Here is a 26,074-nt window from a genome sequence, read left to right as displayed (position 1 = left end):
ATAACTCTAATGGCTTAGGTATCCCTTCCATGTATTCTAATGACTGACAATCATAAGCCCAGTTATTCCCACAAAAAGCGTACGGTTTAATCGTAAAAGAATGTGTATCTACCTTGATATGTGTTCTGTATATTTCCTCTATAACAGTCAGAAAGTCGCTTATTTGCTTATTTCTATCAACTGAATATAAGACACTGAAAGACACATCATTGATTACTTGATATGTATTTTTACCTACTAGAATAAAACAATCCAATTCTTTAGAGAACACTATTTTTTTAGCTGTAACATCTGCTAAGAACCTAGCATAATTAGTAAATGGTATTTTACGATTACATTTTATTGATTTACTGCCATTTTTTTCTGTTGCTTCATAGATGATGCAATAGACTAGCCCAGTCTTTTTAGCTTGAATGGTGTAATCTATATTGGCAAAGTCATAATATTCACCGTTTCCACCTTCTTTTAACTGGTAGTAAGCATTACCTGTATTATCCAGCACTTGTTGTTTAGTCAAAATGTCAGCAAAGTGAACTCGCTTTATGATCTCTTTTATCTTTGAAAGATTAGGTGTTTCTACTTGATCTATATTTAATCTTATTTTTTGAAATTCTAAATATAATTCCTTTGCATTCGCCAATTAATCACCGCCTTGCCCTGTTAATTATTAAATCCCTAATGCCCTACGCTCAATCTCATCATAAATACCTTGTTCCTCACACCACTTCTTAGCCGTGTGATAATCTCCTTTCGGTTTACCAGCGTTGCCATAAGCAGTCATCACATTAGACATTAGTACCCTAGCATTCTTATTTCCATAGATGACCGATAATTCGGCAAGGTCATTTTCCTTTTGTTCCTCAACCTGTTTTAGTCGCTCTATTTCTGCTTTTTCTTTATCAGTAATTACAATACGATTATTGGCTTGTAGTTCTCTTATGAGTGTTGAACAGACTTTCATAGTAATCTCGTACTCTTTACCTTCCAGCTCCTCATAATTCGGTACAAGTTTTTTAAATAAATCTTGTGGCAACCCAATCATTGTCCCCCATTTTAAAAAGTTATAATCGTCTAAGCTCTCGTATTCCTTAGCGAAAGTTAGTACGTTAGTAGTTTGTTTATTCATTTCTTTAGCTCCATTCTTCATTTTTAGTTACTTTTATGATAGAATTGGGTATATATACTTTCGTCAGTTTATATACCCAAACACTGTTAAGACTGCAATCTTAGCGGTGTTTTTTTCTATTCATATAGAAAATCTTCAAAACGTTCAACGACTTCAATCTCTTTCTTCAATGCTTGTAATTCCTCAATTACCGACTCTAATTTTTCAATTGGCGTGTAAGCAATCACTTCATCCTTATCATTGTAAATACAGCAATCTGTACCCATTAAGCGATTTAATATAAACGCTTGCCCATCGGCTAAATCTTGGTGTCTCTTTTGATATTCAAACACCTTATTTTCTAAACTTTCCAATGTAATATTTTTTCGCATGTTAATTCCTCCTGATTTATATTTTTTCTTTAACAGGTACAATAAATTGAATACTTTCACCATTTAATACTGATTTTATTTGCTGATAGTCCATACCCATTTCTAGCAGAAAAATAGTTTTCTGTTCTAAAATTTGATACTGTTCAAATTCTTCACTCGTGTAGATATCCGTTCCTGTTACACTCTTAGATACTTGCCTGCGTTCTTTTAACTGCTTGGTACTATAACTAGTAATAGTCTTACAGATAAGGTCTGTGACAAGCTTGTACGTCCATCTGTTAGTATGTGAGCTTTCCTTAATAGCATCCGTCAATGATTTTCTAATCGGTTTTTCAAGTTCACGATACATCTGACGCTTCATTAATTCTTGTTTCATTGAGAAGAATTGAAAAACTAGTTGTTGCTTAAATTTTCGAACTGGTTCGGTATTATCTAAATATGTGATTAATAAAGTTGCCTGTTGCTCGTTTAATTTGTAAATTTTCTTAGGTCTACCACGACCATTTAATTTATGGATTTCAAATCCAATTAAACCAAATATATTTAAATCGTTTTCATACTCTCGTATCAATCTAGTAACTGAATGATGTTCAATTCCTGCGTACTCTGCAATAACTTCACTTGTTGTATAAGGTTGTTCATCTAACTTTGCCGATTCTACAAAAACAATTTCATTCATAAATTGCACCTCCTTTAATTATTCAAGTAGATATTTTCATGTCCTAATAAATACATATCCTCTAATGCTTCTTTTACATTTTCAAATTCAATCACTGTTTATTCTCCTTATTCCACTCGCCCGTGGTATGTTTTATTTTTTAATCAATATGTTGTCCTGATAACCACTGCCTTATCTTGTCTACATCATAAAATTTCCTCTTACCTATCTGCGAAAACGGAAGCCCTAGCTTTTCATATTCACGAATTGAGGTTGGACTTACACCTAAATGTTCGCTAATCTCCATTTGATTTAATATTTTTTTATTTGTTCCTACATCCTCTTTAGCCTTCTGAAGTTCTTCAATGAAGATTGAATATAAGTACCTTCTGAATGATTCTTCATTGACTAATGTTACTTGTAATGACTCCTGCATTAGATCACCTCCTTTTTAAGTTCTTCAATAGCGTCTAGTACTCGTCTTTTTTTTTCATCATTTAATGGTGTCCTAAGCCATCTACTCAAAGTTGTATCTGCAATTTTCATTTTATTTGCAACTTCCCAATTTTTTAACCTACTTTGAGTAATCATTGAACGTATCTCATTGTTGGTCTTCATAATATATCACCTCCTTTAAACAGGTTATATTCTATGTGAGGTGATCGAATGAATTCAATAGGAGAAGTCATTGAAACAAGAAGAGTTAACTTTGCAGAAATGACATTAACAGAGCTAGCAAATAAAACTGGAGTATCTCAACCTTACCTTTCAATGATAGAAAATAATAAAAAAATCCCTTCTTATAAAACTTTATTTAAAATAATAGAAGAGTTAGCAAAAAAAGAATCTTTAATATTTACATCACCTGAAATAGTAGATGAGGATGGAATGCTCGAAATTGGTGAATTACATCAAGCAAAAGATATTGTTTACGAATTACTGAATTCCATAAGTAATGAACTACTAACTACCGAGAGGGTACCTTCAGAGAACTTAAATGATAAAGAATTAAAACTTTTTCATATTTTAGATGATTATTTCAACCAATTTAAAAATGGTAATATTATGTATCCATCTGAGTATGTAAACAACCCTATTGGTAATAGTGAACAAACAAGAAACATTAACTCCTTAATCTATACATCAAATTTTTCACTAGACTTGGAACTACTATTCTATGATGATATTAATAAAAATTTAAAATTAACATTAGATTCTTCTCCTCTTTCTAATGATGAAAAAGAAATGATAAAAAACACATTAAATGGGATTAGATATTCAAGATTAAATCAATAACCTCCCACCTACCTACTCGCCCGTGGTTAGATAGGAGAAAACAATGGCAACATTTAAACAATATACAAAAAAAGACGGTACTAAGGCATGGCAATTTCAAGCCTATCTTGGTATAGATGATGTAACAGGAAAAGAAGTACGAACTACAAGACGAGGATTTCCTAGTAAGAAGTCCGCTCAGTTAAAACTAAATGAGTTGATGCTGGAGTTTGAGGAAAAAGGGCTACAGAAAGCTTCTGCTACTACTTTTAAAGAAGTTTATGAACTATGGTATGAAAACTATAAGAACACCGTCAAAGAGTCCACTAGCATGACTACAGAAAGGTTTTTTGATGATGTCATACTTCCTGCTTTCGGTGATATTAAATTGGATAAAATAGATGTCAAGTTTTGTCAAAAAATCGTCAATAAGTGGGCTGAAAACTATACATCATACAGGTTACATATTGGCTATACAAATAAGGTCTTTCAATATGCCAACCATATAGAAGTATTACAGACTAATCCATTTGACAAAATCATCCGACCGACTAAGAAAGAAAAAAAGAAGGAAAAGAAGATTAAATTTTATGATGTTGATGAGCTTAAAGTTTTTATGGATCATTTAGAAAAGAAATCATCTGAAACAAAAGAAAAAAGCCTAATCCAGCAATATTATGCTGAACTAGACTTGGCTTTGTTTCGTTTGATGGCATTCAGTGGTATGCGTGTCGGTGAAGTCCTTGCTCTAAATTTTTCAGACATTGATTTCAATGATAAAACTGTAACGATTAGCAAGAACCTTTCTCAAACTAAACAAGGTTATGAGGTCTCTACGACCAAAACCAAGAAGTCTAATAGGATTATATCCCTTGATGACAAAACGCTCCACATCTTAAAAAAATGGCATTTAACACAACGTAAATTACTATTAAATAATGGCTATAATAAGTCTCAATTTTTATTTTCAAATATTAAAAACCAGTATATGACTAGAAATGAAATTTATCAGCGTTCAAATAGGATTGCTGATGCTTGTAAACTTCATAGGATAGGCTGTCATGGTTTCAGACATACCCATGCTTCTATTCTCTTTGAGTCTAATGCAAACTTCAAGGAAGTACAAGAACGTTTAGGACATTCAGATATTTCTCAGACTATGAACGTCTATACCCATGTTACTAAAAAAGTACAAGAAGAAACAGCTCAAAAATTTGCTAATTATGTCAATTTTTAAACAAACCGTATTCAAAGACGTATTCAATTCAGATTAGGAAGAAATAAAAAAAGGCTCTAATCCCCGTCTGAAAGGGATTAGAGCACTTAATATAAAAGCTTATTTTGTTTCACGGTGTAAAGTAACTTTACGTTCACGTGGGCAATATTTTTTTGATTCGATACGTTCTGGATTGTTACGTTTGTTTTTGTTAGAAAGATAATTTCTTTCTTTACATTCTGTACATTCTAAAGTAATATTTACGCGCATTGTGTATACCTCCATTTAAATATTCAAGTATCATCTTGACACTAGAATATCATATCATCTTTTTTTATAAATTTCTACCCTTTTGGACAAATTTGTTAAGTAGTTTTACTTTACAACGGTTTATTTCTGATTTAATGCAGCATAACTATTCACAACATCTCTTAAAATAGCAGCATTAGCGCCATACAAATCATCCGTCAAATGAGGCAATACAACACTTACTGCAATTTTAGGCTGATTATACGGTGCATAGCCGACGATTGAACTATTTACTAAATTAATAACTTTATTATTTCGTGGACCAACTGCTGCAGTTTCCGCGGTTCCCGTCTTAGCGGCGATTGGATAACTTGCGCCTTGCAACGCGTGCCCAGTCCCCATTGGTCCATTGACGACACCAACCATACCGTTATGAATAATGTCAAACTCTGATTGACGGCCTTCAATTTTATTCATTATTTTTGGTTGTAATTCTTCTTTTGCTTTACCTAATTCACCTGTTTCATCTGTATCATAAACTCCTTTGACAATGTGCGGAGCTACCCTAATCCCATTATTTGCAATAGTCGCAACATACTGATTCAATTGCATTGCTGTATAAGTATCATAGTTACCAAATGATAAGTCAAGCGCATTCCCCATAATACCAGGAATATAGTTACCATTTTTATCCTTATATTTAGTATTGATAAACCCTGTTAATTCCCCAGGTAAATCAATTCCAGTTTCACTTCCTAAACCAAATTCTTCATAAGTTTTCCTTAATTTACCGAACAATTCAACATCATAAGGAAGTGATAGATTAGGTTGGTATTCAACTCCTATCATTTTTAAAGCAATTTTCATCATATAAACGTTCGATGAAACTTCCAATGCTTGTTCTGTTGATAATGAATAAGCACCATACTGATTAAATAAAGAGGACTTAACTAAGCCACCATTAAAGACTAGCGGTTCATCTATCATTTTCTGATTGCCAGAAATAACACCATTTTCATATCCAGCCATTACTGTTGCTGCCTTAATGGAAGATCCTGGTACAAACGCTTTATTAAATGTACCTAAAGCATCATCAACTAGTTCCCCCGTTTCTTCATCCTGTCTTAAACCAACCATTGCTAAGATATTCCCTGTTTGCGGCTCCGTTACAACCACGTAAGCTCCTTCAGAATAATTAGCCTTACCCGCACTAATTAGAGATTGATAATGTTTTTTAGTAATATCCTCAACCTGCTTTTGAAAAGCTAAATCTAAAGTTAAAACCAAATTATCGCCTTTTTCACTAGGTTTTGTTTCTTTTTTAGAAACGATCTGTTGATTTTTATCAATAACAACTTCTGATTCACCTTTTTTTCCACGTAAAGCATCTTCATATGACTTTTCCAAATAGCTTAAGCCGACACGATCATTACGTGCATAACCTTTTTCAAGATACTCATCTAGTTGTTCTTCCGGTAACCCTTGTTTTTCAGAGGAGACGACCCCTAAAATGGTCCGAATTTGGTCTTTTTCAGGATAATCACGATCCCAATCCAAACCAGTTGATATTCCAGGAATAGCAGCCGTATTTTCACCAACTTTTGCTATTTCTTCTGTTGTTACACCATCATTTTTAATAATAACGGGTTGTAAGGCAGCCGCTGCGTTAATTCGTTTAAAAACAGAAGCTCTTTTTTTATCGATCTCATTCAGTTGGATATCATCAATTTTAACTTTATTCACAATTTTAGAATACATCGCACTTTCTGATAATCGCTCGCCATGTTTGTTTAATTTATCGGCTGTTGTTAATTGCTTAGCAACGTTTTCAAAGTTATCCTTATCAGATAACCAATAGTCTTTGATATCCCGCTCTGTTAACTTTTCTGGCTTAATTGTTATTAAATCAACGACTTTTTCACTAGCCTCCCGAATGTTTTGGGCAGTCATTCCTGGACTTCTAGTAAAAACAACAGCTTGCTTAGGTGTGTTTTTGACAAGAAGTTTTCCTTTAGAATCATAAATTTCACCTCGAGGGGCTCCTTCCAAAACAATACTTTTTTGCCCACTCTCAATAATTTTTGTGAATTTATCTTTTTGGTTAATTTGTAAATCAGCTAATCGAACAATTAAAACTGAAAAAAGTAAAAAAACAATAAAAAATAAAAAATCTAAGCGCTTTGGAACATGAGATTTTTTCTTTTGGTTATTTCTTTGCTTTTTAAATATTGAATTCCACGTTGTTTTCTTTCGTTTCATTGAGCAATTTATCCTTTCAATGCAATACTTATATTATATCTTCTTTGATTTTTCTATAATATCTTTATGAGTATCTCATGGTTTTCGCTTATTTTCAATGAGAAAGGATGGTTTTAAAAATAAATTTAAAACTCTTCTTAGAAAGATACAAAAAAGATATTGGGAATCAAACTATTTTTAGTTTTTTCCCAACATCTCCTTATAATTAGTAACTCTTTTTTAGCGACTAAAATTACTTACTTCCGCCACAATTGAATCCACAAACAAATCAACAGTCATTGTATTGGTTTCTTTGCTTCCATATTGACGAACATTAACTTCGCCACTTTCCATTTCTTTATCTCCAACGACCACTTGATAAGGTACTTTTTGTGTTTGAGATTCACGAATTTTATAACCCATTTTTTCATTGCGAACGTCAACTTCAAAGCGTAAGCCTTTTTTCTCTAATTTCTCTTTAATTTCAAAAGCGTAATCGCTATGCATATCTAAGTTTACTGGAATAATTGTTCCTTGAACTGGAGCTAACCACGTTGGGAAAGCACCTTTGTAAACTTCTGTTAAGTAAGCGACAAAACGTTCCATTGTTGAGACAATGCCACGGTGAATAACAACAGGGCGATGACTATTTTCACCATCTTCACCAACGTAAGTTAAATCGAATCTTTCTGGTAATAAAAAGTCCAGTTGAATCGTAGAAAGAGTTTCTTCAATTCCCATCGCTGTCTTCACTTGAACGTCCAGTTTTGGACCATAGAAAGCGGCTTCTCCGTCCGCTTCAAAATAATCTAAGCCCATTTCATCGACGGCATCCTTCAACATGATTTGTGCTTTTTCCCACATTTCATCATCTGCAAAGTATTTTTCAGTATTGTTAGGATCACGATAACTCAAACGGAAACTATAATCAGTTATATTAAAATCAGCATAAACAGCAATCATTAATTCTAACGTCCGTTTAAATTCATCTTTGATTTGATCTGGACGAACAAAAGTATGTCCATCATTTAAAGTCATTTCACGCACACGTTGTAAACCGGATAACGCTCCACTTTTTTCGTAACGGTGCATCATTCCTAGTTCAGCAATTCGAATCGGTAATTCACGATATGAGTGAATATCATTTTTATAAATCATCATATGATGAGGACAGTTCATTGGTCGTAAGACTAACATCTCACCGTCTCCCATGTCCATCGGAGGAAACATATCATCATGGTAGTGATCCCAATGTCCTGAAGTTTTATACAACTCAACATCGGCCATAATTGGAGTATAAACGTGTAGATAGCCTAAACTAATTTCTTTATCTACAATATAACGCTCGATGATACGACGAATGGTTGCACCTTTTGGTAACCAGAAGGGTAAACCTGAACCAACTTCGGGACTGATCATAAATAAATCTAATTCTTTACCTAATTTACGATGATCGCGTTCTTTAGCTTCTTCACGCATTTTAAGATAAGCTTTTAAATCTTTTTTATCAAAGAAAGCTGTTCCATACACACGTTGCATCATATGATTATTTGAGTCACCTCGCCAATATGCCCCTGCAACTGATAACAGTTTAAAAACTTGAATACGTCCAGTTGATGGAACATGAACACCTCGACATAAATCAACAAAATCACCTTGATCGTAAACGGTAATTTCTTCTTCTTCGGGTAATTCATTGATCAATTCTACTTTATACGGATCTTCTTTAAATAATGCTAAAGCTTCTTCTTTAGTCACTACTTTACGAATGATTGGATTATTCTCTTTAACAATTTTCATCATTTCTTCTTCAATTTTAACTAAATCTTCTTCCGAAATTGGATTTTCACCATTATCAGTATCATAATAAAAACCATTCTCAATTGCTGGCCCTACTCCAAAATGAATACTTGGATATAAACGACGAACTGCATTTGCCATTAAATGTGCTGCGGAATGACGTAAGATTTGTAGAGCGTCTTCGTGATCTGGTGTCACGATTTCAATCGCTCCATCTTCAGTTAATTCGCGATTTAAATCGACTAATTCTCCATTAAATTTTCCAGCTAACGCTTTTTTTCCTAAACTATTACTAATACTTTTAGCAATATCTAACGTAGTTGAAGCCGCCTCAAATTCTTTAACCGCTCCATCTGGAAATGTTATTTTAATCATTGACATAAAAAGACCTCCTAATTATTTTTAAACAATAAAAAAGCCTAGCAAGTCAAATTGACTTACTAGGACGTAATTATCGTGGTTCCACCTAAATTGTTTAGAGTACTAAATAGACTAATACTCCCTCTCAATGAGCGATAACGTAGCAAACGGTTTGATTTCAATCAAACTTTCGAAAGTGGTAAGTTTTAAATCCAATTCTTAGAAGCTTCCAGCCTAGGCTTCATTCCCTGAAAAGAAGGTATCAAAAACTTGTGTCTTTCTCAACAATTTAAATATTATTTTTATACTTATTATTTAAGCACTTTTGTTAACCAATTGCAAGGTTCTCTTTTATTTAATTTTAAAAGTTTTTGGAGAAACTCTAAAAATGATGATAATCCCAATTGCAAAATAAAGTAATGAAGCAACTGATACGAACAATGCGTAGTACAAATTAGCATTATGAACTTGTAAATTCATGTAGGCAATAAAATAGAAAAACCAATCAACAAATTTATATACAGGATTTTTGACTTGCATCTCACTTGTAAATGGCTGAAGTATATAATAAATAAATAGTTCATGAAACGAAAATAAGACAGCTAAACTAAATAACAATAGGATAAATACCCCGAAAAAATAAAGTGATAATAGAAAACCGTTCAAGCAATTCCAAATAAAAACCCAAAATAGAATAGTTGATACTAGACTAGCATTATATAAAAACAAGCGAATAAAACGATTGAAAAAACCACGGATAATCACTTTGGCATCACGATAAAAGGGATAGTTTAGCATCGTTGAATCACAATTAATAAATAATGCTTCAACAACAGGTTTACCGAACGATAATAAATACATCATAAAAAAAAGAAAAGGTAAAATTTGGTAAGCTTTTTTTTCGTCAATTCCTAAATCTTGAATTTTAAAAAAATAAAAACTCACAGAAATTGCCAAACCTACAATTGAAATACCTAGAATTCTGATTAAAACACCTTTACGTAAGACTGTCTTAAAACGTTCAAAGAACAATGCATTTAAATAGCGTGTTCCTGTTAGTTTGTCCAAACGAGACGTTTTTCCCAATGTCATTTTTTTACTATAAGATTTTCCTTGAGAAAGACCCGTATTTTTTGATGATTTCTCAATTTTTTCCGACCAATTTTTAAATCGATCACTTGAATATAAGATGATATGTGAATATTCTTCATAACGTTGATTGGTTAAATAATTCCATGCAAAGAATAGGCTAGTGACTAGATAGACAATCACCATCCATGGTAATTGCAAAGTCTCCAAAACGAGTGAAGCTTTTGGAGTTAACCAGAGCATCATGAAAATGAAGGCGATAGTAAAAATAATCACTATACTTTTTAAACCAGTTTTAAACTTCAAAAAAGAAAGCTTAAAATCAATCCAGATCCAAAACCAGTTAAATGCTAAATACGCCGTTAATCCACTAATAAATGTTAAAATAAAATGATCATTCGTCACCCCTAAAAAAATTAAGGATGGGATAATAGCAATTGTTCTTAATATTTGTGAGAAGACAACATCAGATTTCAAATAATTTAAAGGTGATTGATGAAAATAGCTTAAAAATTTTAAATCTTTATCATCAATTAGATAGAACATCATCGCAATTGGTTGCCAAAGTAAGAGATAGATAAGTAACCAAGCAGTAAATAATGAAAGTTCGGGTAATTTTAAAAAACTATTAGAAAAAAAATGATTCAACAACATACTCAGAAAAAGTGGGATACTCCCTTTAATAAAGATAAAGAAAGTTCTAAAAATAAAACGAAGAATACTCAATATTTTTTTCAAACCTAAATCACGATATAGCATTTGTGTTGGCACTATTTTTCCAAGCAACGGAATACGCCCCAAAAAGTGAATAAGGCCATTAATAAAAATAATTGTTTTATATTTTTCGAATTTCCACAGCATTCTAAAATCAAATAGTTTACTCCTCGACATCAGTTGGTAAACCTCCTTTAGCACTTAACAACTCAACTACTTCTTCTTCAAATCGAGGATCATGAATTTGAGAAGCAGGGATACCCGTTAATTTGCCATTGTGTAACAGAACAATTTCATCACACAAATCTTGTGCTAGTTGTAGAATATGAGTTGAAAAAATAACGACAGAGTTTTGTTTCATTGATAAAATCAATTCTTTCATCTCATGAGCAGCGACAACATCAAAAGAAGTCAGTGGCTCATCTAGTAGTAACACAGGTGGCTGAATCATCATCGTTGCCATCATTTGTACTTTATTTTTCATTCCGTGTGAATAATCTTTCAACAAACGATGACGGTCTGCCTTCTCAATACCCACTTTTGCTAAATACTCATCTGGGGTACGAATATTTTTCATTTGTTCTTGATTCATCTCTATAAAGAATTTAATAAACTCATATCCTGTCATAAAATCGGGTACGACTGGCGTTGCTTGCACCAAGCCAATATCCGTTAGTTCATAGTCAGACCGAATCCCATCATCTTCAAACTGGATCTTTCCTTTATCTTCAGGGCTTGTTTTGGCGATACAATTAAACAATGTTGTTTTACCGGCTCCATTGCGACCTAAGAGGCCATAAATTTTTCCCTTTTCAAACTCAAAACTAGCCTCACTAATGACCTGTTTTTCTTTAAATGACTTCGTTACTTCTTCAATAACTAATTTCATTTTACAACTCCTTCAACATTTTTCATAAGTATAACAAATTTATAGAGTGATTCAAATTGTTCTCAAAAAAAAGCGATACTATATTAATCGTAGTCTTTATTCGTTATAATAAAGAATAACAAAATTATTTTATGAGGTGATTTTTTGAAAATAGGAATTTTTGGTGCTGGACATATGGGCGGTGCTATGATTAAAGGATGGTTACGCTCTAAACAAATTAATACTAATGAATTATTCGTCAAAGGTGGAGCATCTGGAACCGCCGAAGCCTTACAAAAAGAACTAGGGTTTGAGTTAATAACAGCAGATAGTCAACTTGATCAAATGGAAATAATCTTCTTGGCAGTTAATACAAATGTTGTCATGCCTCTTTTAACTGAAATGAAAGAACGTTTATTGTTACATCAGATTCCTGTCGTTTCTGTTGCTGCTGGTGTTAGCTTAGAGGAGATGCAACACCTTTTAGGTAGTTCATATCCATTAGCACATGCAATCCCTAATACACCTGCTCAAATCAATCAAGGGACTACCGGTATTAGTTATTCAAAAGCGTTAACACCTGAAGTAAAAGAACATATTCAAATAGCTCTAGATTATCTCGGTACAACGATTGAAGTTGCTGAGAGTCAATTAGGAATATTTGGAACCCTTGCAGGTTGTGGTCCAGCTTTTGTTGATGTTTTTATGGAATCTCTTGCTGACGGAGCAGTATTACACGGGCTTGATCGCGAATTAGCTTATGAAGTAACCGCTCGAATGGTCGCTAGTTCTGCTAATTTGCTCCTAGAAACAGGGAAGCATCCAGGTCAATTAAAAGATGAAGTGACTTCGCCAGGTGGGACAACCATTAAAGGTATTACAGCACTTGAAAAAGAAGGATTCCGTTATGCGACCATCAATGCTCTTGATACGATTATGAAATCTTAAAAAACACTTTATTCTGAGAGAGACGATAAAACAATTTAGGTTTATCGCCTCTCTTTTTTAAATAAAAAATAAGTTTATCACTTTCTTTTTATTTATATCGTTCTTTTGTTATACTGAATTTAATAAAAAATAGGAGGGCAAAAATTATGGAAGTCCTAGAATCCATACTCTTACTAATTTTATTGGTTAGCATTTCTAATATTATTAGTCATTACCTCGTCGCTATCCCTACAGCTCTTATCGAGATTGCTATTGGTTTTTTAGCAGCGATTTTTCTCAATCTCACCATCGAACTAGAAACAGACTGGTTTATGCTCTTATTCATTGCGCCACTTTTATACAGTGATGCCAAACATTTCCCTAAAAAAGACTTGTGGGAACTAAGAGCACCTATTTTCGCTAATGCAATTTGGCTCGTTCTATTAACAACACTTATTGGTGGTTATTTCATTAACCTGTTAGTACCTGAGCTCAGCTTACCTTTAGCCTTTGCTCTAGCGGCCGTTTTGTCACCTACTGATCCTGTTGCTGTTCAAGGCATTGCTGAGCAGGTTAAGCTTCCTAAAAAGCTTTTAAACTTAGTTAATGGTGAAAGTTTAATTAATGATGCCAGTGGTTTAATTACCTTTAAGTATACTTTAGCTGCATTTATCACAGGTCAATTCTCATTACCTACGGCTACTCTTGACTTTACTTCATTAATTATTATTAGTATCATTGTCGGTTTCATTTTTTCAAAAATTTTATACGGCATTGAATTTATTCTACTCCGTCAAGGAATCCAAGATGTTATTTTACATACGATTCTACAAATCTTAACCCCTTTTATTATTTTCATTATTGCTGAACATTTCCACGGTTCTGGAATCATTGCTGTCGTTGTTTCTGGGGTGATGGCTGTTCAACAAAAACCACTTTACCGCAGTCAACTTTCGGAAATTCAAATTGTTACAAACAATTTATGGGACATTATCACTTACCTTTTAAACGGGGTTATCTTTATTATTTTGGGAGCTAGCTTGCCAAATGCAATGCGCTCAGCTATTGTTAATCCCTCCATTAGTAATTATAATTTGATTTTCTATGTCGTGATTATCTGGCTTATTCTCTTGTTTATTCGGATTTTCTGGTCTTATGGTTACATGTGGCTCAATTATTGGCGAACTGGAAAATTGGCGATTGCCAAACCCAGGTTTTATCAAGCTTTGCTGACTGGTTTAACAGGGGTTCGTGGGGCTATTACCATGGTAATGGTCCTATCCTTACCCTTTTATTTACCTAGTGGGGATCAATTTGCCGAACGATACTTACTAATTTTCTTAGCAAGTGGCGTTATTCTATCTAGTCTATTAGCGGCGGTTATCTTCTTACCTATCTTAACTAAAAATAAAGCAAAAAATTTAGACACTTTACAAGATACACTTGATGAAATTGATAATTTTACTGAAATTGATGCCCGAACATTGATGACCCAACAGGCCATTACTGTATTAAAAAATGAGCGTAATGCTGAAAACGAAAATGTCATTACTGAATTACTAGATGATTTAGATAAGCAGATTCGCTACCTTTATCTCAATAATAAAAAAACATCAAATGAGGAATATCATAAATATGAAACAAAATATCGCAAAATTGCGATTGAAAGTGAATATGAAGCCGTTCTCTCATTAGCGAAAGAACATAACATTCAAAAACGTTTATTGAAAAGTTATCTTAATATGCTGAATTTTAAAAAGAAATCACACACCTCTAATTTAGGTATTGTCATTAAGCAATCACTCTATCAATCCAAACGTTTAACGAAAAGATTAATTGCAAAAGCGATATTTAAAAGAGAGCATGACAATGCATCTTATCAAAAAGAACTCACTCTATTAGAGAAAAAAAGTGCTCAACATACGATTAACGTTTTAGAACATTGTAAAAATGAATTAAATAAAAATGATGAACATTACGAATTAGAACGTAATATTATCAATCAAATTGCTCTAGAATATCAAAGTAAAATTGCTCGTATTCTTCACTTAGAGGATGTACATTCTAAGCAATATAATCAACTTTATCGTGATCTCTATCTTAAAACATTAGACGAAGAACGAGCAGTCATTCAAAACTTGTTAGAAAAAGGAAAAGTAACACCTGTCTTAGCCAATCAGCTACGACAAACGGTCAATTACAATGAAACAACCTTTTTACAAGGAAATATAGATTAACAAAATAACCACTCAATTCTAATTAATTAGAATTGAGTGGTTATTTATTCGTCTACTTCTTCTTCCAAAGCAGTCATTAAGACTTTTCTTGGTTTACTACCTTCCGAAGGTCCTACGACATGATTAGCTTCTAACTCGTCAATTAAACGAGCGGCTCGGTTATAACCAATCCTAAATCGCCGCTGTAAAAGAGAGATACTCGCTGTTTCCATTTCCATGACCAGTGTCTTTGCATCGTTATAGAGTACATCCTCTGATTCTGCTTGATTCGTTTCAGCACTTTCCTCTGTTGGCATCATATGCTCTTGATATTCTGCTTCTTGTTGATTCCGAACGAAATCAACAATATTTTCAACTTCGCCATCTGAAATAAAGGCTCCTTGAACACGAATCGGTTTATTTTCTCCCATGGGAACAAATAACATATCACCTCGTCCCAATAGTTTTTCAGCGCCATGACTATCAATAATGGTTCGTGAATCAATCCCACTTGAAACAGCAAAAGCAATTCGAGAAGGGACATTTGCCTTAATAATCCCTGTAATAACATCAACACTTGGTCGTTGAGTCGCTAAAATCATATGAATTCCAGCCGCACGAGCCATCTGCGCTAAACGAATGATAGCATCTTCAACCTCATTACTTGCAACCATCATCAAATCAGCTAACTCATCTACAATCACGACAACAAAAGGTAACAACGCCTGTTTTTCACCCGTTTCTTGGCTATGTCGAGTGACTAAATCATTATATCCTGTGATATTTCTCACACCAAAACTAGCAAATTTTTCGTAACGATTTTCCATTTCTTCTACTACTTTGTGTAGAGCTTGAGCAGCTTTACGTGGATTCGTAACAACCGGTGTCAATAAGTGTGGGACACCATTATAAACATTTAATTCAACCATTTTTGGATCAATCATCATTAATTTGACTTGATGAGGTTTAGCTTTCATTAAAATACTTGAAATAATGCCATTAATACAGACAGATTTACCACTACCTGTCGAACCGGCAATCAATAAATGTGGCATTTTAGTTAAGTCAGCACAGATAACCTCGCCAGAAATACTTCGACCCAAGGGAACTTCTAATAATTCTTCTAAATTATTTTCTTTAGCTCCCATGACATCTCGAAATGAAACCATGCTTGTTGTTTGATTGGGAACCTCGATACCAATTAAAGATTTACCAGGAATCGGCGCCTCCATTCGAATATCTTTTGCCGCTAGTGCTAGTGCTAAATCATCAGTTAAATTAACAATTTTACTAACCTTAACCCCCACAGCAGGTTGAATTTCAAATTTCGTCACAGAAGGCCCCAAACTAGCCCGGACAACTTTCGCATCTACCCCAAAACTATCAAAGGTTCTTTCTAAAACTTTAACATTTTTCTCGACAATTTTATATTCTTTACTTTGATCAGTTTTAGGCAACTCATTTAGCAAGCCAATATCAGGTAACACATAATCTAAATTTTCAGTGTCATTGCTCAATTCAAAAGTTAATACTGAATCTTCAGCGGTTACTTCTTTTTTATCAAGTTGCGAAATTTCATTTTTAGCTGATTTAGGTAATTCTTCAGCATTATCTTGATAATTTGATATTTCTAACGTCATTTGAGTGGCTTCTTGTTCCGTCTTTTTTTGACCCTGTGTTAATTTCTCTTCATCCGATAATTCACGAACTTTATTTTTCTTATTTTCTGTTTTTAGGTTTTTTGACTGTTCTCTTTTTTCATCAAATGTTTCTAATTGATTTTTTATTCCACTCATCAATTTTTCTAAGAAATCAGATAACTTAGAGATCATGTCAGAGACTGGAACATTTACCATTAAAATAATTCCAATTATTAAACCTAAAAATGCCAGAATATACGAACCAAGCTTAGAAACTAAAAAATAAGTCAGACTATATAGTAAAGCACCAATAAGACCACCACCCACGGACTGCGTGATTGCATTAGCTTTTAAATCCAAGGCTAATTTTTTCCACGTTTGCATGATAATCGGTGTACTACTGCTGATGTCTTTAAATAAATTTATCTCAAGTAATAACACAATACTTAGATAGAAAATAATTAATCCTATTAGTAGTGTGCCTCGTTTGATTAAAGGCTCTTTTCCTTTGACAACTAACCAGCCCCCATAAATAATGATGGCAATAGCAAACACACTGTAACTATTACCGACAAGCAAACGAAAAACATTCGCCATCAGACTACCTAGAAAGCCTAATTTAGCGATTCCTAATAGGCCAAAGATAATAAAACAAATACCAATTACTAAATAAGTACGGCGTTCTTTCTCTTTGAGTTGTTTCTTTGTTAATTTTTTTGGTTGTTTCTTTTTTTGTTTCTTTTTCGCCATTGCTAATCTCCTTACTCTCATTCTTTCATATTATACTATAAAAAAGGGGTTGATGTCGGAGTTTAGAGCGTAAATAATTTTTTTAAAAGTTTGGTTTTTCTTTTGGTATATGGTGGGCAATAAACTGGTAAATGAAGCAAAGTTGACCGTTTTAAAATAGATTGACTATAAGTAAACGCGTTATAAGATTCTTTTCCATGGTACACTCCTTGACCAGATGCACCAATACCACCAAAAGGTAAGTTTTCATTTGATAGATGAAGTAATGTATCATTCATCACGGCACCGCCAAAAGGCAACGTTTCAACTAAATAATCAAGTTCTGCTTTTTTTTGACTAAAAGGATAAAAAGCTAGCGGTTTCGGACGGTCTAATATAAAATTCAAGGCTTCCATAATTGATTGATAGCTTAAAATTGGTAAAATAGGGCCAAAAATTTCCTCTTGCATCGAGCTCAACTCTGCAGCGATTGTGCCACTTAATACTGTTGGACTTATATAGAGGCTTTCACTTTTAGACTCTCCACCCCAACAAATAAAATTCTGATCTTTTTTGATTAAACCTTCTAAACGATTAAATTGTCGTTGATTTATAATCCGACCAAAATCAACTGACTCTTCAATTTTTTGACCGAACATTTTTTGAGTTGCTTTAATTAACTCCTCAGTAAATTGAACTTGGATTTTCTCATCCACAAGACAGTAATCAGGTGCGACACACGTTTGTCCTGCATTAACCCATTTCCCCCAAGCGATACGTTCAGCAGCTTGTTTTATATTGGCTTTATCCGTTATAATCGCTGGACTTTTTCCACCTAATTCTAAAGTAACCGACGCTAAATACTCACTCGCTTTTTGGCTCACTATTTTCCCCACTTTTTCGCTCCCAGTAAAGAAAATCTTATTAAATGGAAGAGCTAATAATTCTCCATTTGTTTCTCGATTGGCAAGATACGTCACCACATAATTTTCTGGAAAAATTTCACTTAACATTTTTTGGAGAATACGATTGGTATAAGGGGTTTCACTGGAAAGCCCCAAAATTGTCGTATTGCCACCTGCAATCGAACCGATTAAGGGATCAAGTGATAATAATACCGGGTAGTTAAACGGACTTATAATTAACGTATTTCCATAAGCTTTTCTAATGGTGTAACTTTTAGCTGGTTGTAGAAAAAAAGGGGTTTTAACTTTCTTCGCTTTCGTCCATTTACCTAATTTTTTTATCATTTGTTTCAAATGGCGATACAATAAACCTATTTCAGTTAAATAACTTTCTGTTTCTGACTTACCTAAATCTTGTTGTAAACCATACATTAATTGTGTCTCATATTTTTTTAGTGCCATTTGTAATTTATTTAACTGAACTTCGCGATAGGTTACAGATTGGGTTTGACCTGTTTTAAAAAAAGTTTTCTGCGCCTCAAATTTTTCTTTCCACATATCTTTCGCTCCTTTCAAAAAAAACTGTGATAAAAAGAGAGACTTTTATCAACAGTTCTAAATAAAACGCTATTTTTTCATTGCTTCTTTCAATGCTAATGCTAATGGACTCTCCATCGCTTCATCTGTTTCTTTTTGATATTTTTTCATCAATTTCTTTTCTTCATGTTTGTTCATTTTTTTCGATTTTTTACCTTGTCGGTCTAGCTTTTCGGTCAGGTTACAATTTTTACATTTAAAATAAGCACCGTTTTTGTTTTCTAGAATTTCCATTTTCTTTTTACATTGTGGACAACGTTTATTAGAAACCTTAGGATCCTTACGACGACGGTAACGACATGATGCACCACTACAGACATAAAACTTACCATCTCTAGTATTTTTTTCTCGTAATAATTCACCACATTCAGGACAAACTTTTTGTGTTAACGTATGATCCACATATTTAGTGTCATTTTGTTTAATTTCTAAGACTAGTTTTTTAGTTTCTACTTCAATTTCTTTAATAAAAGCTTGTTGGGTCAAGTGACCATCCGCAATTTTTTCTAATGATTTTTCCCATTTAGACGTTAATTCGGGCGTCACTAACGAAGGGTTAACCAACTTAAGTAGTTGCTTTCCTTTAGGTGTGACCATTAAATGCGTTTGTTGACGATCCATCACATTTGATTGCAATAATTTTTCAATCATCTCTGCACGAGTCGCCGGAGTCCCTAAACCAAATTTTTCCATTTGTCCCAAAAGTGTCGCTTCCGATACTGGTTTAGGCGGTGATGTCATTTCTTCATTTATATTAAACTCAGTCGGAAGTACTTGCCCTACTTTGAATGAACGTTGACGATCTATTTTTTCTACTGCTCCTCGCCAACCTGCTTCCAATACAAGACTTTGTTTAAAATGAAAAGCCGCATTACCAATTGTAACAACTACCGTCTGCGTTTTGCTGACATGAGGCAATTCGAATAACATTAAAAAGCGGGCAACAATCATTCGATAAATTTTTAGTTCATCATTGTCTAATTTTTCTAAGCGTGGCGATTGTTCAGTCGGAATCAAACCATGATGATCCGTTACTTTTTTATCTTGGAAAACACGTGTTTGAATGACTTTTCCACCATTTTTCAAAATATTTTTAGCTCGTTCTGGTTCAATTGACACGACAGCATGCAAACGTTCTTTCATTGTTTGCTTCATATCAGACGTTAAATATTTAGAATCCGTTCGAGGATATGTTACTATTTTATGTTGCTCATATAATTTTTGAATAATTGATAATGTTTTTTTAGCTGAATATTGGAAGCGTTGATTTGCTTCACGTTGTATTTCTGTCAAATCATAAGGTAATGGCGCACTTTCTTTTTTTTCTTTTTCTGTGACATCACTAACCACAGCTTTTTGTTTTTGTAATTGTAACACTTTTTCTTCTAAAATTTGACGTTCTTTATACTCACGTGGATTTTTAGTCTGCATTCTTCCTTTTAACCCTTGATACATTAGATCTAATGTATAATATTTTTCCGGACGGAAACGCTCAATCTTTTCTTCTTGTTCTCTAACAATTGCCAATGTCGGCGTTTGAACACGACCTGCTGACAAATTGTCTTGATATTTAACAGTCAGTGCCCGTGAAACATTCAAACCAACTAACCAATCTGCTTTTGCTCTAGCCAATGCTGATTCATAAAGATTATCATAGGCTTTACTTGGTTCTAATTGTTTGAAGCCTTGTTTAATCGCTTTCTCTGTTTGTGAAGATATCCATAAACGTTTGACAGGTTTTTTAAATTTGACGTACTCTAAAATCCAACGTGCGACTAATTCACCTTCACGTCCTGCATCTGTAGCAATTACTGCTTCTCCAACATCTTTTCGATTAGCTAAAAAACTAATGGCTTTTAATTGATGTCTCGTTTTAGGCAGTGGTTTGATTCCTAAATGTTTAGGAATCATTGGTAATGTTGATTCTTGCCATTCCGCCCAATCTTTATTAATATCTTCAGGCATTTTTAAAGTCAGTAAGTGACCAAGCGCCCAGGTAACAATCACATTTTTTCCTTCAATATGAGTTTTACTAACTTGTGTAGCCCCTAGTACCTTGGCTAAGTCTCTGGCAACACTTGGCTTTTCCGCTATAATGAGTTGTTTCATTGTCTTTATTATCTCCATCATCTAATTTTTTAAAATTGTGTAGTAACATAAGACCTTCATAAGCCTGCAAATCTTCATCACAATCTTCACAGTATATTGTATCGTCTTCATTCCAAAATGCAACTAAGTATGGGTCTTTACATTTAATTTTTTCGTTTATTTCCATTCGTTTTTGATATTTATCTAAAAAATCAACTTCAGCTTCTTCAAATGAAGCGTATTCTGTTTTTGAAGTGATTGCTTCTTGCCAATCATCAAAAAACCACCATGGTTCATTTTCGCCATATATTGTTATTACTTGATACATTAGCCATCATCCCTTTATTTATTCTACTGTTAGATTAGTAGAAAATTCATTAGCTGACAACTAATTTGACTCAAATAAAAAAAAGAGAAGGTCACAAAAAAGTAACTTTCTCTTCTTTTTCTTATAATAATTCACCAAAGCGTTTAACGTACATTTTTTTAACAACCATTACTAGAATAAGATAGGCAACAATCGTTAACGCTAAAAATAACCAATATTCATTTGGTAATCCTACCAAGCCAAGATTTTCACCAAATTCTGTGAATGGTAAAATCGTTCCAACAAGAATACCTAAACTAGTTACTGTCATTAAAATAAATGAAGCATTACTTTGAATAAATGGTAATTTTGGCGTTCTTAAAGTATAGATGACTAACGTTTGTGACCATAGTGATTCTACAAACCAACCTGCATGGAACACTGCGATAAACAATGCTTGTTGCTCGACACCCAAGGTATGGAAACTTCCACCAGCCACTGCTGGACAAATCACAAAGTACAGGAAGATATAGGTTGTAATATCAAAAATAGAACTTGTTGGTCCAAGCCACTTCATAAATGAACCAATGCTTGAAGCATCCCACTTTTTAGGTTCTTTCAAATATTCTGAATCCATGTTATCCCAAGGAATTGACATACATGACACATCATAAATTAAATTTAGAAATAGTAATTGAATTGGCAACATTGGTAGAAAGGGTAAAAAGATACTTGCAATCACAACAGAAAACATATTACCAAAGTTAGAACTTGCTGTCATCTTTACATACTTCATAATATTACCAAATGTCGTTCGGCCGGATAAAATACCTCTTTCAAGAACCATTAAATCTTTTTCTAATAAGATGACATCTGCTGATTCTTTCGCAATATCAACCGCTGTATCAACAGAAATACCAACGTCCGCTTCTTTCATAGCAGGTGCATCGTTGATACCATCACCCATAAAGCCAACTGTGTGTCCAGCCTCTCTCAACACACGAACAAGACGTGTTTTTTGAGCGGGAGTCAATTTAACAAAAATATTATTTTCAATAGCAATCTTTTGTAATGCCGCATCATCTAGTTCATCTAAATCTGCTCCATTAATTAGGCGTTTGTTGTTTAAACCCACTTGTCGACACACTGATTTCGTAACAAGAGCGTTATCCCCTGTTAGCACTTTAACATCAACACCGTGCTCTTTAAGGGCAGTTAAAGCGGCTTTAGTTGTTTCCTTCGGTGGATCAAGGAAGGCTAGATAACCAATCAGTACCATTTCAGATTCGTCTTTGATTGAAAACTCGCCAACCACACTTGGGTTTTTCTTCTGAGAAACACCAATAACTCGTAAACCATCCTCATTCAAGTCATCAACTGTTTTAAGTATCGTTTTTCTTAAATCTTCTGTCAACGGGATAACTTCACCTTTATAGTTAACATAAGAAGAAATATCAAGCATTTCTTCAATAGCACCCTTCGTTACCATTTGTAAATGTCCTTCTTTATCTTCAATCACAACACTCATACGACGACGTTGAAAATCAAAAGGTATCTCATCAACTTTTTGGTAATCATCAACATTGATGTTCAATTCTTCTTCAGCAGATTCAATGATTGCTTTATCCATCAAATTTTTTAGACCGGTTTGATAATAGCTATTAAAAAAAGCATGATACAAGACACTACTGTCTTCTTTTCCATCCACATCTAAATGATATTCTAAAATAATTTTATCTTGCGTTAAGGTTCCAGTTTTATCTGTACATAAAACATCAATCGCACCAAAATTTTGGATAGCATTTAAATTTTTAATAATCGTACCTTTTTTCGCCATGCTTGAGGCACCTTTGACTAAGTTAGTCGTGACAATCATCGGTAACATTTCTGGTGTTAAGCCTACAGCTACCGATAGACCAAATAGAAAGGCTTCTAACCAATCACCCTTTGTTAAACCATTAATCAGGAAAACGGCTGGTGCCATGACCATCATAAAGCGAATTAATAACCATGATGTTTTACTAATTCCAATATCGAAACTCGTTAAGGTTTTCTTTTCAGAAACATCCTTTGCAATTTGACCAAATAAAGTTTCATTTCCTACAGCTATGATAATTCCTAACGCGCTACCACTGACGACGTTACTACCCATAAAAGCAATGTTTTCTAAATCAGTAACCCCTATTTTTTCTTCAGAAATTCTAACATTCGGTTCTGACCGTTTTTCAACTGGATAGCTTTCACCCGTCATTGCGGCTTGAGAAACAAATAAATCTTTGGTTTTGAATAAACGTAAATCAGCCGGAAGCATATCACCTGCCGATAGCTTAATTACATCACCACAAACCAACTCTTCAATTGCGATTTCTCGCTCTTTCCCTTCACGAACAACCGTTGCAGTTACTTGAACTAGATTACTTAATTTTTCGGCTGATCGATTCGATTTAACTGATTGAATTAAAGTCATTGTCCCACTCAATAAAACCATTGCTACAATAATAAAAACCCCTGTTAAGTCACGTTCATCTTTTGGTACAATAGCATAATCTGTTATGTAAGAAATAATAGCTAGTACGATTAAAACAATTGTAAAAGGGGTAAAATAAGCTTTTAATACTTCAATAATTAAGGGTGTTTTCTTAGTATGAGAAATTTTGTTTTCTCCATATTTTTCACGAAGTTCTTCCACTTCGTTCTCTTTTATCCCGTTTAACGAACTTTTAAATCCTTTAAACAGTTCATCGGGCATTTGATTTGAATAGATTTGATAACGATTTTCTTGTGTCAATTTTTTAGTCATCTCAATTCCTTCTTTCTTCAGTTTTCAAAGTTCTGACTTAGTGAAAGAAGAACAATTTGTCTATTTATTCCTCTGATCACCATTTTCATTGCATTCAAGGTCAGTATCTGCCATAAAATCGCCCCCTAATACTCTAATTATCTACTACTTCCTTCTTTTTGTAAAATAGTTGCCTAAAAATAACCAAAAAGAAAGCCCTTCCTCGAAAAACTCGACGAAGGGCTGAATAGCAGTCTAAATAAAGCTCACATTCATTCGTTGAGTTTTAGCACTATATGACGTAAAAGTAAATTTAATTACTTTAGCTGCGTTATGGAAAGCCTTAAATCGACAATCCCTGTTATACCCATTGGCGTCTCTCGACATTTTTGGGCAGCAGCCTATGTTCACATAGGAGCCTCGCCTAACAAATATTCTATTAACATTAATCAATATACCTAACTCTCATTCATTTGTCAAATCCGAATAAATTAAACATATTGTAATTCTGCTTCTTTTTGGAAGGCTTGGTCTATCATTCCTCCACCTAAACATTCCTCTTCCAAATAAAAGACAACTGCTTGACCTGGCGTAATTGCACGGACAGGCTCGTCAAAAATAACCGTTGCTTTTGTGATATCATCTGGGTGAATTTTTACAGTCACCCCTGTATCTTTTTGACGATACCTAAATTTAGCAGTACATTTAAATTCCATTTTTTCAATCTCATCCATAGTAAAATGAAGTTCACTCGCTTCAAGATGCGTAGCATAAAGATGTTCATGATGAAACCCTTGACCCACAAATAATGTGTTTGTTGTTAAATCCTTCCCGACAACAAACCACGGCAATGGATCTTCTCCATGTCCCCCACCAATTCCTAATCCTTGACGTTGACCAATGGTGTAATACATTAAGCCAGCATGATCTCCTTTAAATTTACCATCTAAAGTCATCATTTTCCCCGGTTGAGCTGGTAAATATTTACCTAAAAATTCTTTAAAATTCTTTTCACCAATAAAACAAACTCCTGTTGAATCTTTCTTTTTAGCAGTAGCTAAACCCGCTTTTTCAGCTATTTCTCGAACTTCTTTTTTTTCTAAATGTCCTAAAGGAAATAAAGTTTTTGACAACTGTTCCTGTGATAATTGACTCAAAAAATAAGTTTGATCTTTATTACTATCGATGCCACGCAACATGTGAGTCCTTCCGCTTTCATCTCTGACAACGCGGGCATAGTGCCCCGTAGCAACATAATCCGCACCTAATTGCATAGCGTAATCTAAAAAGGCTTTAAATTTAATTTCTTTATTACACATCACATCAGGATTTGGCGTACGTCCTCTACGATATTCAGCTAAAAAGTACTCAAAGACTCTATCCCAATACTCTTTTTCAAAATTAACAGAATAATAAGGAATGCCAATTTGATTGGCTACTTTAGCAACATCTTTATAATCTTCTGTTGCGGTACAAACTCCATTCTTATCCGTATCATCCCAATTTTTCATAAAAACTCCAACAACATCATAACCTTGTTCTTTTAACATCAATGCAGTCACTGAAGAGTCAACACCCCCACTCATTCCAACAACTACACGAATTTGACTGTTATCTGTCATTCTTTCACCATCATTCTTTATTAGATTCTGAAAATATCTAACGATTTGAAGGTCGCTTTTTTTCAGTGCTTTTATTATAGACTGTTTCTTTATAAAATGCATCTATAAAATTTGATTGAAGTGGATAAAAGCATGATAGAGATAGTTTTTAAACTCATTTACATTTCAATAAATGACCAACTTATTTATTAAAACCCCATTCTCAACCAGTTGAGAATATCGTGTCATTTTGTTAAGATTAAATTTTAATTAAAGAACGTTAAAGTTATTTTTAAGCAATAAACATGCTCATGTGTTTTT

20 protein-coding genes, 1 pseudogene and 1 riboswitch are annotated in these 26,074 nt (G+C 33.7%); of the genes and pseudogenes, 4 read left to right on the top strand and 17 right to left on the bottom strand.

Features of this window, described 5'->3' with window-relative positions; translation table 11 throughout:
• From ACTJFD_RS04910 to ACTJFD_RS04885, 6 genes and pseudogenes are all read right to left on the bottom strand, one after another.
• Window positions 1-640: pseudogene (locus ACTJFD_RS04910) on the bottom strand (phage resistance protein); the annotation flags it as partial.
• A 27-nt stretch (window positions 641-667) separates the two neighbouring features.
• Entirely contained in the window at window positions 668-1,126 is a 459-nt protein-coding gene (locus tag ACTJFD_RS04905; protein WP_442259990.1) for a hypothetical protein, read from the bottom strand.
• A 116-nt stretch (window positions 1,127-1,242) separates the two neighbouring features.
• Entirely contained in the window at window positions 1,243-1,497 is a 255-nt protein-coding gene (locus tag ACTJFD_RS04900) for a hypothetical protein (protein ID WP_442259989.1), read from the bottom strand.
• 16 nt (window positions 1,498-1,513) lie between these two features.
• A complete protein-coding gene (locus tag ACTJFD_RS04895) occupies window positions 1,514-2,176 on the bottom strand; it encodes a Rha family transcriptional regulator (RefSeq protein WP_442259988.1) in 663 nt (220 codons plus the stop codon).
• 139 nt (window positions 2,177-2,315) lie between these two features.
• A complete protein-coding gene (locus tag ACTJFD_RS04890) occupies window positions 2,316-2,591 on the bottom strand; it encodes a hypothetical protein (RefSeq protein ID WP_442259987.1) in 276 nt (91 codons plus the stop codon).
• Window positions 2,591-2,773 carry a hypothetical protein gene (locus tag ACTJFD_RS04885; RefSeq protein WP_442259986.1) on the bottom strand — a complete coding sequence of 61 codons (183 nt, stop codon included), beginning with the start codon at window positions 2,771-2,773 and terminating at the stop codon, window positions 2,591-2,593. Before ACTJFD_RS04885 ends, ACTJFD_RS04890 begins: the two co-directional genes overlap by 1 nt.
• A 48-nt stretch (window positions 2,774-2,821) precedes the next feature.
• Between ACTJFD_RS04885 and ACTJFD_RS04880 the strand changes: the two genes are divergently transcribed.
• Window positions 2,822-3,451: a helix-turn-helix domain-containing protein gene (locus tag ACTJFD_RS04880; protein WP_442259985.1), complete on the top strand. Its 630-nt coding sequence runs from the start codon at window positions 2,822-2,824 to the stop codon at window positions 3,449-3,451.
• Window positions 3,452-3,494: 43 nt separating this feature from the next.
• Window positions 3,495-4,667 (top strand): tyrosine-type recombinase/integrase, encoded by a 1,173-nt coding sequence (locus tag ACTJFD_RS04875; protein ID WP_442259984.1) that lies wholly within the window; start codon window positions 3,495-3,497, stop codon window positions 4,665-4,667.
• Between the two features lie 99 nt (window positions 4,668-4,766).
• On the opposite strand, the gene rpmG is transcribed toward ACTJFD_RS04875, so the two are convergent.
• From rpmG to ACTJFD_RS04850, 5 genes are all read right to left on the bottom strand, one after another.
• Window positions 4,767-4,931, bottom strand: coding sequence for a 50S ribosomal protein L33 (gene rpmG / locus ACTJFD_RS04870; RefSeq protein WP_442259983.1), 165 nt, complete (start codon window positions 4,929-4,931; stop codon window positions 4,767-4,769).
• A 105-nt stretch (window positions 4,932-5,036) separates the two neighbouring features.
• Window positions 5,037-7,154, bottom strand: a complete 2,118-nt coding sequence (locus ACTJFD_RS04865) for a peptidoglycan D,D-transpeptidase FtsI family protein (protein ID WP_442259982.1) — start codon at window positions 7,152-7,154, stop codon at window positions 5,037-5,039.
• 219 nt (window positions 7,155-7,373) lie between these two features.
• Entirely contained in the window at window positions 7,374-9,308 is a 1,935-nt protein-coding gene (gene thrS / locus ACTJFD_RS04860) for a threonine--tRNA ligase (protein WP_442260002.1), read from the bottom strand.
• 336 nt (window positions 9,309-9,644) lie between these two features.
• Window positions 9,645-11,273 carry a hypothetical protein gene (locus ACTJFD_RS04855; protein ID WP_442259981.1) on the bottom strand — a complete coding sequence of 543 codons (1,629 nt, stop codon included), beginning with the start codon at window positions 11,271-11,273 and terminating at the stop codon, window positions 9,645-9,647.
• A complete protein-coding gene (locus ACTJFD_RS04850) occupies window positions 11,260-11,985 on the bottom strand; it encodes an ABC transporter ATP-binding protein (protein ID WP_442259980.1) in 726 nt (241 codons plus the stop codon). Before ACTJFD_RS04850 ends, ACTJFD_RS04855 begins: the two co-directional genes overlap by 14 nt.
• 144 nt (window positions 11,986-12,129) lie before the next feature.
• Here ACTJFD_RS04850 and proC point away from each other — a divergent pair, with 144 nt between their 5' ends.
• Window positions 12,130-12,912, top strand: coding sequence for a pyrroline-5-carboxylate reductase (gene proC, locus ACTJFD_RS04845; RefSeq protein ID WP_442259979.1), 783 nt, complete (start codon window positions 12,130-12,132; stop codon window positions 12,910-12,912).
• Window positions 12,913-13,058: 146 nt separating this feature from the next.
• Window positions 13,059-15,128, top strand: coding sequence for a Na+/H+ antiporter (locus ACTJFD_RS04840; RefSeq protein WP_442259978.1), 2,070 nt, complete (start codon window positions 13,059-13,061; stop codon window positions 15,126-15,128).
• 44 nt (window positions 15,129-15,172) lie between these two features.
• Here ACTJFD_RS04840 and ACTJFD_RS04835 read toward each other — a convergent pair whose 3' ends face one another.
• From ACTJFD_RS04835 to mnmA, 6 genes are all read right to left on the bottom strand, one after another.
• Window positions 15,173-17,497 carry a DNA translocase FtsK gene (locus tag ACTJFD_RS04835; RefSeq protein ID WP_442259977.1) on the bottom strand — a complete coding sequence of 775 codons (2,325 nt, stop codon included), beginning with the start codon at window positions 17,495-17,497 and terminating at the stop codon, window positions 15,173-15,175.
• 62 nt (window positions 17,498-17,559) lie between these two features.
• Window positions 17,560-18,939 (bottom strand): aldehyde dehydrogenase family protein, encoded by a 1,380-nt coding sequence (locus ACTJFD_RS04830; protein ID WP_442259976.1) that lies wholly within the window; start codon window positions 18,937-18,939, stop codon window positions 17,560-17,562.
• Window positions 18,940-19,008: 69 nt separating this feature from the next.
• Window positions 19,009-21,087: a DNA topoisomerase 3 gene (locus ACTJFD_RS04825; protein ID WP_442259975.1), complete on the bottom strand. Its 2,079-nt coding sequence runs from the start codon at window positions 21,085-21,087 to the stop codon at window positions 19,009-19,011.
• On the bottom strand, window positions 21,011-21,394 hold the full coding sequence (locus ACTJFD_RS04820; protein ID WP_442259974.1) for a DUF1033 family protein: 384 nt from the start codon (window positions 21,392-21,394) through the stop codon (window positions 21,011-21,013). Before ACTJFD_RS04820 ends, ACTJFD_RS04825 begins: the two co-directional genes overlap by 77 nt.
• A 121-nt stretch (window positions 21,395-21,515) precedes the next feature.
• Window positions 21,516-24,173: a magnesium-translocating P-type ATPase gene (gene mgtA, locus ACTJFD_RS04815; RefSeq protein ID WP_442259973.1), complete on the bottom strand. Its 2,658-nt coding sequence runs from the start codon at window positions 24,171-24,173 to the stop codon at window positions 21,516-21,518.
• A gap of 243 nt (window positions 24,174-24,416) precedes the next feature.
• Window positions 24,417-24,591: riboswitch (M-box (ykoK) riboswitch) on the bottom strand.
• A gap of 52 nt (window positions 24,592-24,643) precedes the next feature.
• Window positions 24,644-25,774, bottom strand: coding sequence for a tRNA 2-thiouridine(34) synthase MnmA (gene mnmA, locus ACTJFD_RS04810; protein ID WP_442259972.1), 1,131 nt, complete (start codon window positions 25,772-25,774; stop codon window positions 24,644-24,646).
• Window positions 25,775-26,074: the final 300 nt, after the last annotated feature.

The sequence above is a fragment of the Vagococcus sp. genome (assembly GCF_052102835.1).
Lineage (GTDB): Bacteria > Bacillota > Bacilli > Lactobacillales > Vagococcaceae > Vagococcus.
This window is presented reverse-complemented; position numbering and strand designations above follow the sequence as displayed.

Excerpts from the sequence above, each read along its gene's own strand:
- ACTJFD_RS04865 (WP_442259982.1), bottom strand. The coding sequence starts at position 7,154 with ATGAAACGAAAGAAAACAACGTGGAATTCAATATTTAAAAAGCAAAGA.
- thrS (WP_442260002.1), bottom strand. The coding sequence starts at position 9,308 with ATGATTAAAATAACATTTCCAGATGGAGCGGTTAAAGAATTTGAGGCG.
- ACTJFD_RS04850 (WP_442259980.1), bottom strand. The coding sequence starts at position 11,985 with ATGAAATTAGTTATTGAAGAAGTAACGAAGTCATTTAAAGAAAAACAG.
- ACTJFD_RS04900 (WP_442259989.1), bottom strand. The coding sequence starts at position 1,497 with ATGCGAAAAAATATTACATTGGAAAGTTTAGAAAATAAGGTGTTTGAA.
- ACTJFD_RS04830 (WP_442259976.1), bottom strand. The coding sequence starts at position 18,939 with ATGTGGAAAGAAAAATTTGAGGCGCAGAAAACTTTTTTTAAAACAGGT.
- ACTJFD_RS04840 (WP_442259978.1), top strand. The coding sequence starts at position 13,059 with ATGGAAGTCCTAGAATCCATACTCTTACTAATTTTATTGGTTAGCATT.
- ACTJFD_RS04835 (WP_442259977.1), bottom strand. The coding sequence starts at position 17,497 with ATGGCGAAAAAGAAACAAAAAAAGAAACAACCAAAAAAATTAACAAAG.
- ACTJFD_RS04825 (WP_442259975.1), bottom strand. The coding sequence starts at position 21,087 with ATGAAACAACTCATTATAGCGGAAAAGCCAAGTGTTGCCAGAGACTTA.
- ACTJFD_RS04820 (WP_442259974.1), bottom strand. The coding sequence starts at position 21,394 with ATGTATCAAGTAATAACAATATATGGCGAAAATGAACCATGGTGGTTT.
- ACTJFD_RS04895 (WP_442259988.1), bottom strand. The coding sequence starts at position 2,176 with ATGAATGAAATTGTTTTTGTAGAATCGGCAAAGTTAGATGAACAACCT.
- mgtA (WP_442259973.1), bottom strand. The coding sequence starts at position 24,173 with ATGACTAAAAAATTGACACAAGAAAATCGTTATCAAATCTATTCAAAT.
- ACTJFD_RS04905 (WP_442259990.1), bottom strand. The coding sequence starts at position 1,126 with ATGAATAAACAAACTACTAACGTACTAACTTTCGCTAAGGAATACGAG.
- rpmG (WP_442259983.1), bottom strand. The coding sequence starts at position 4,931 with ATGGAGGTATACACAATGCGCGTAAATATTACTTTAGAATGTACAGAA.
- mnmA (WP_442259972.1), bottom strand. The coding sequence starts at position 25,774 with ATGACAGATAACAGTCAAATTCGTGTAGTTGTTGGAATGAGTGGGGGT.
- ACTJFD_RS04875 (WP_442259984.1), top strand. The coding sequence starts at position 3,495 with ATGGCAACATTTAAACAATATACAAAAAAAGACGGTACTAAGGCATGG.
- ACTJFD_RS04880 (WP_442259985.1), top strand. The coding sequence starts at position 2,822 with ATGAATTCAATAGGAGAAGTCATTGAAACAAGAAGAGTTAACTTTGCA.
- ACTJFD_RS04890 (WP_442259987.1), bottom strand. The coding sequence starts at position 2,591 with ATGCAGGAGTCATTACAAGTAACATTAGTCAATGAAGAATCATTCAGA.
- ACTJFD_RS04885 (WP_442259986.1), bottom strand. The coding sequence starts at position 2,773 with ATGAAGACCAACAATGAGATACGTTCAATGATTACTCAAAGTAGGTTA.
- ACTJFD_RS04855 (WP_442259981.1), bottom strand. The coding sequence starts at position 11,273 with ATGTCGAGGAGTAAACTATTTGATTTTAGAATGCTGTGGAAATTCGAA.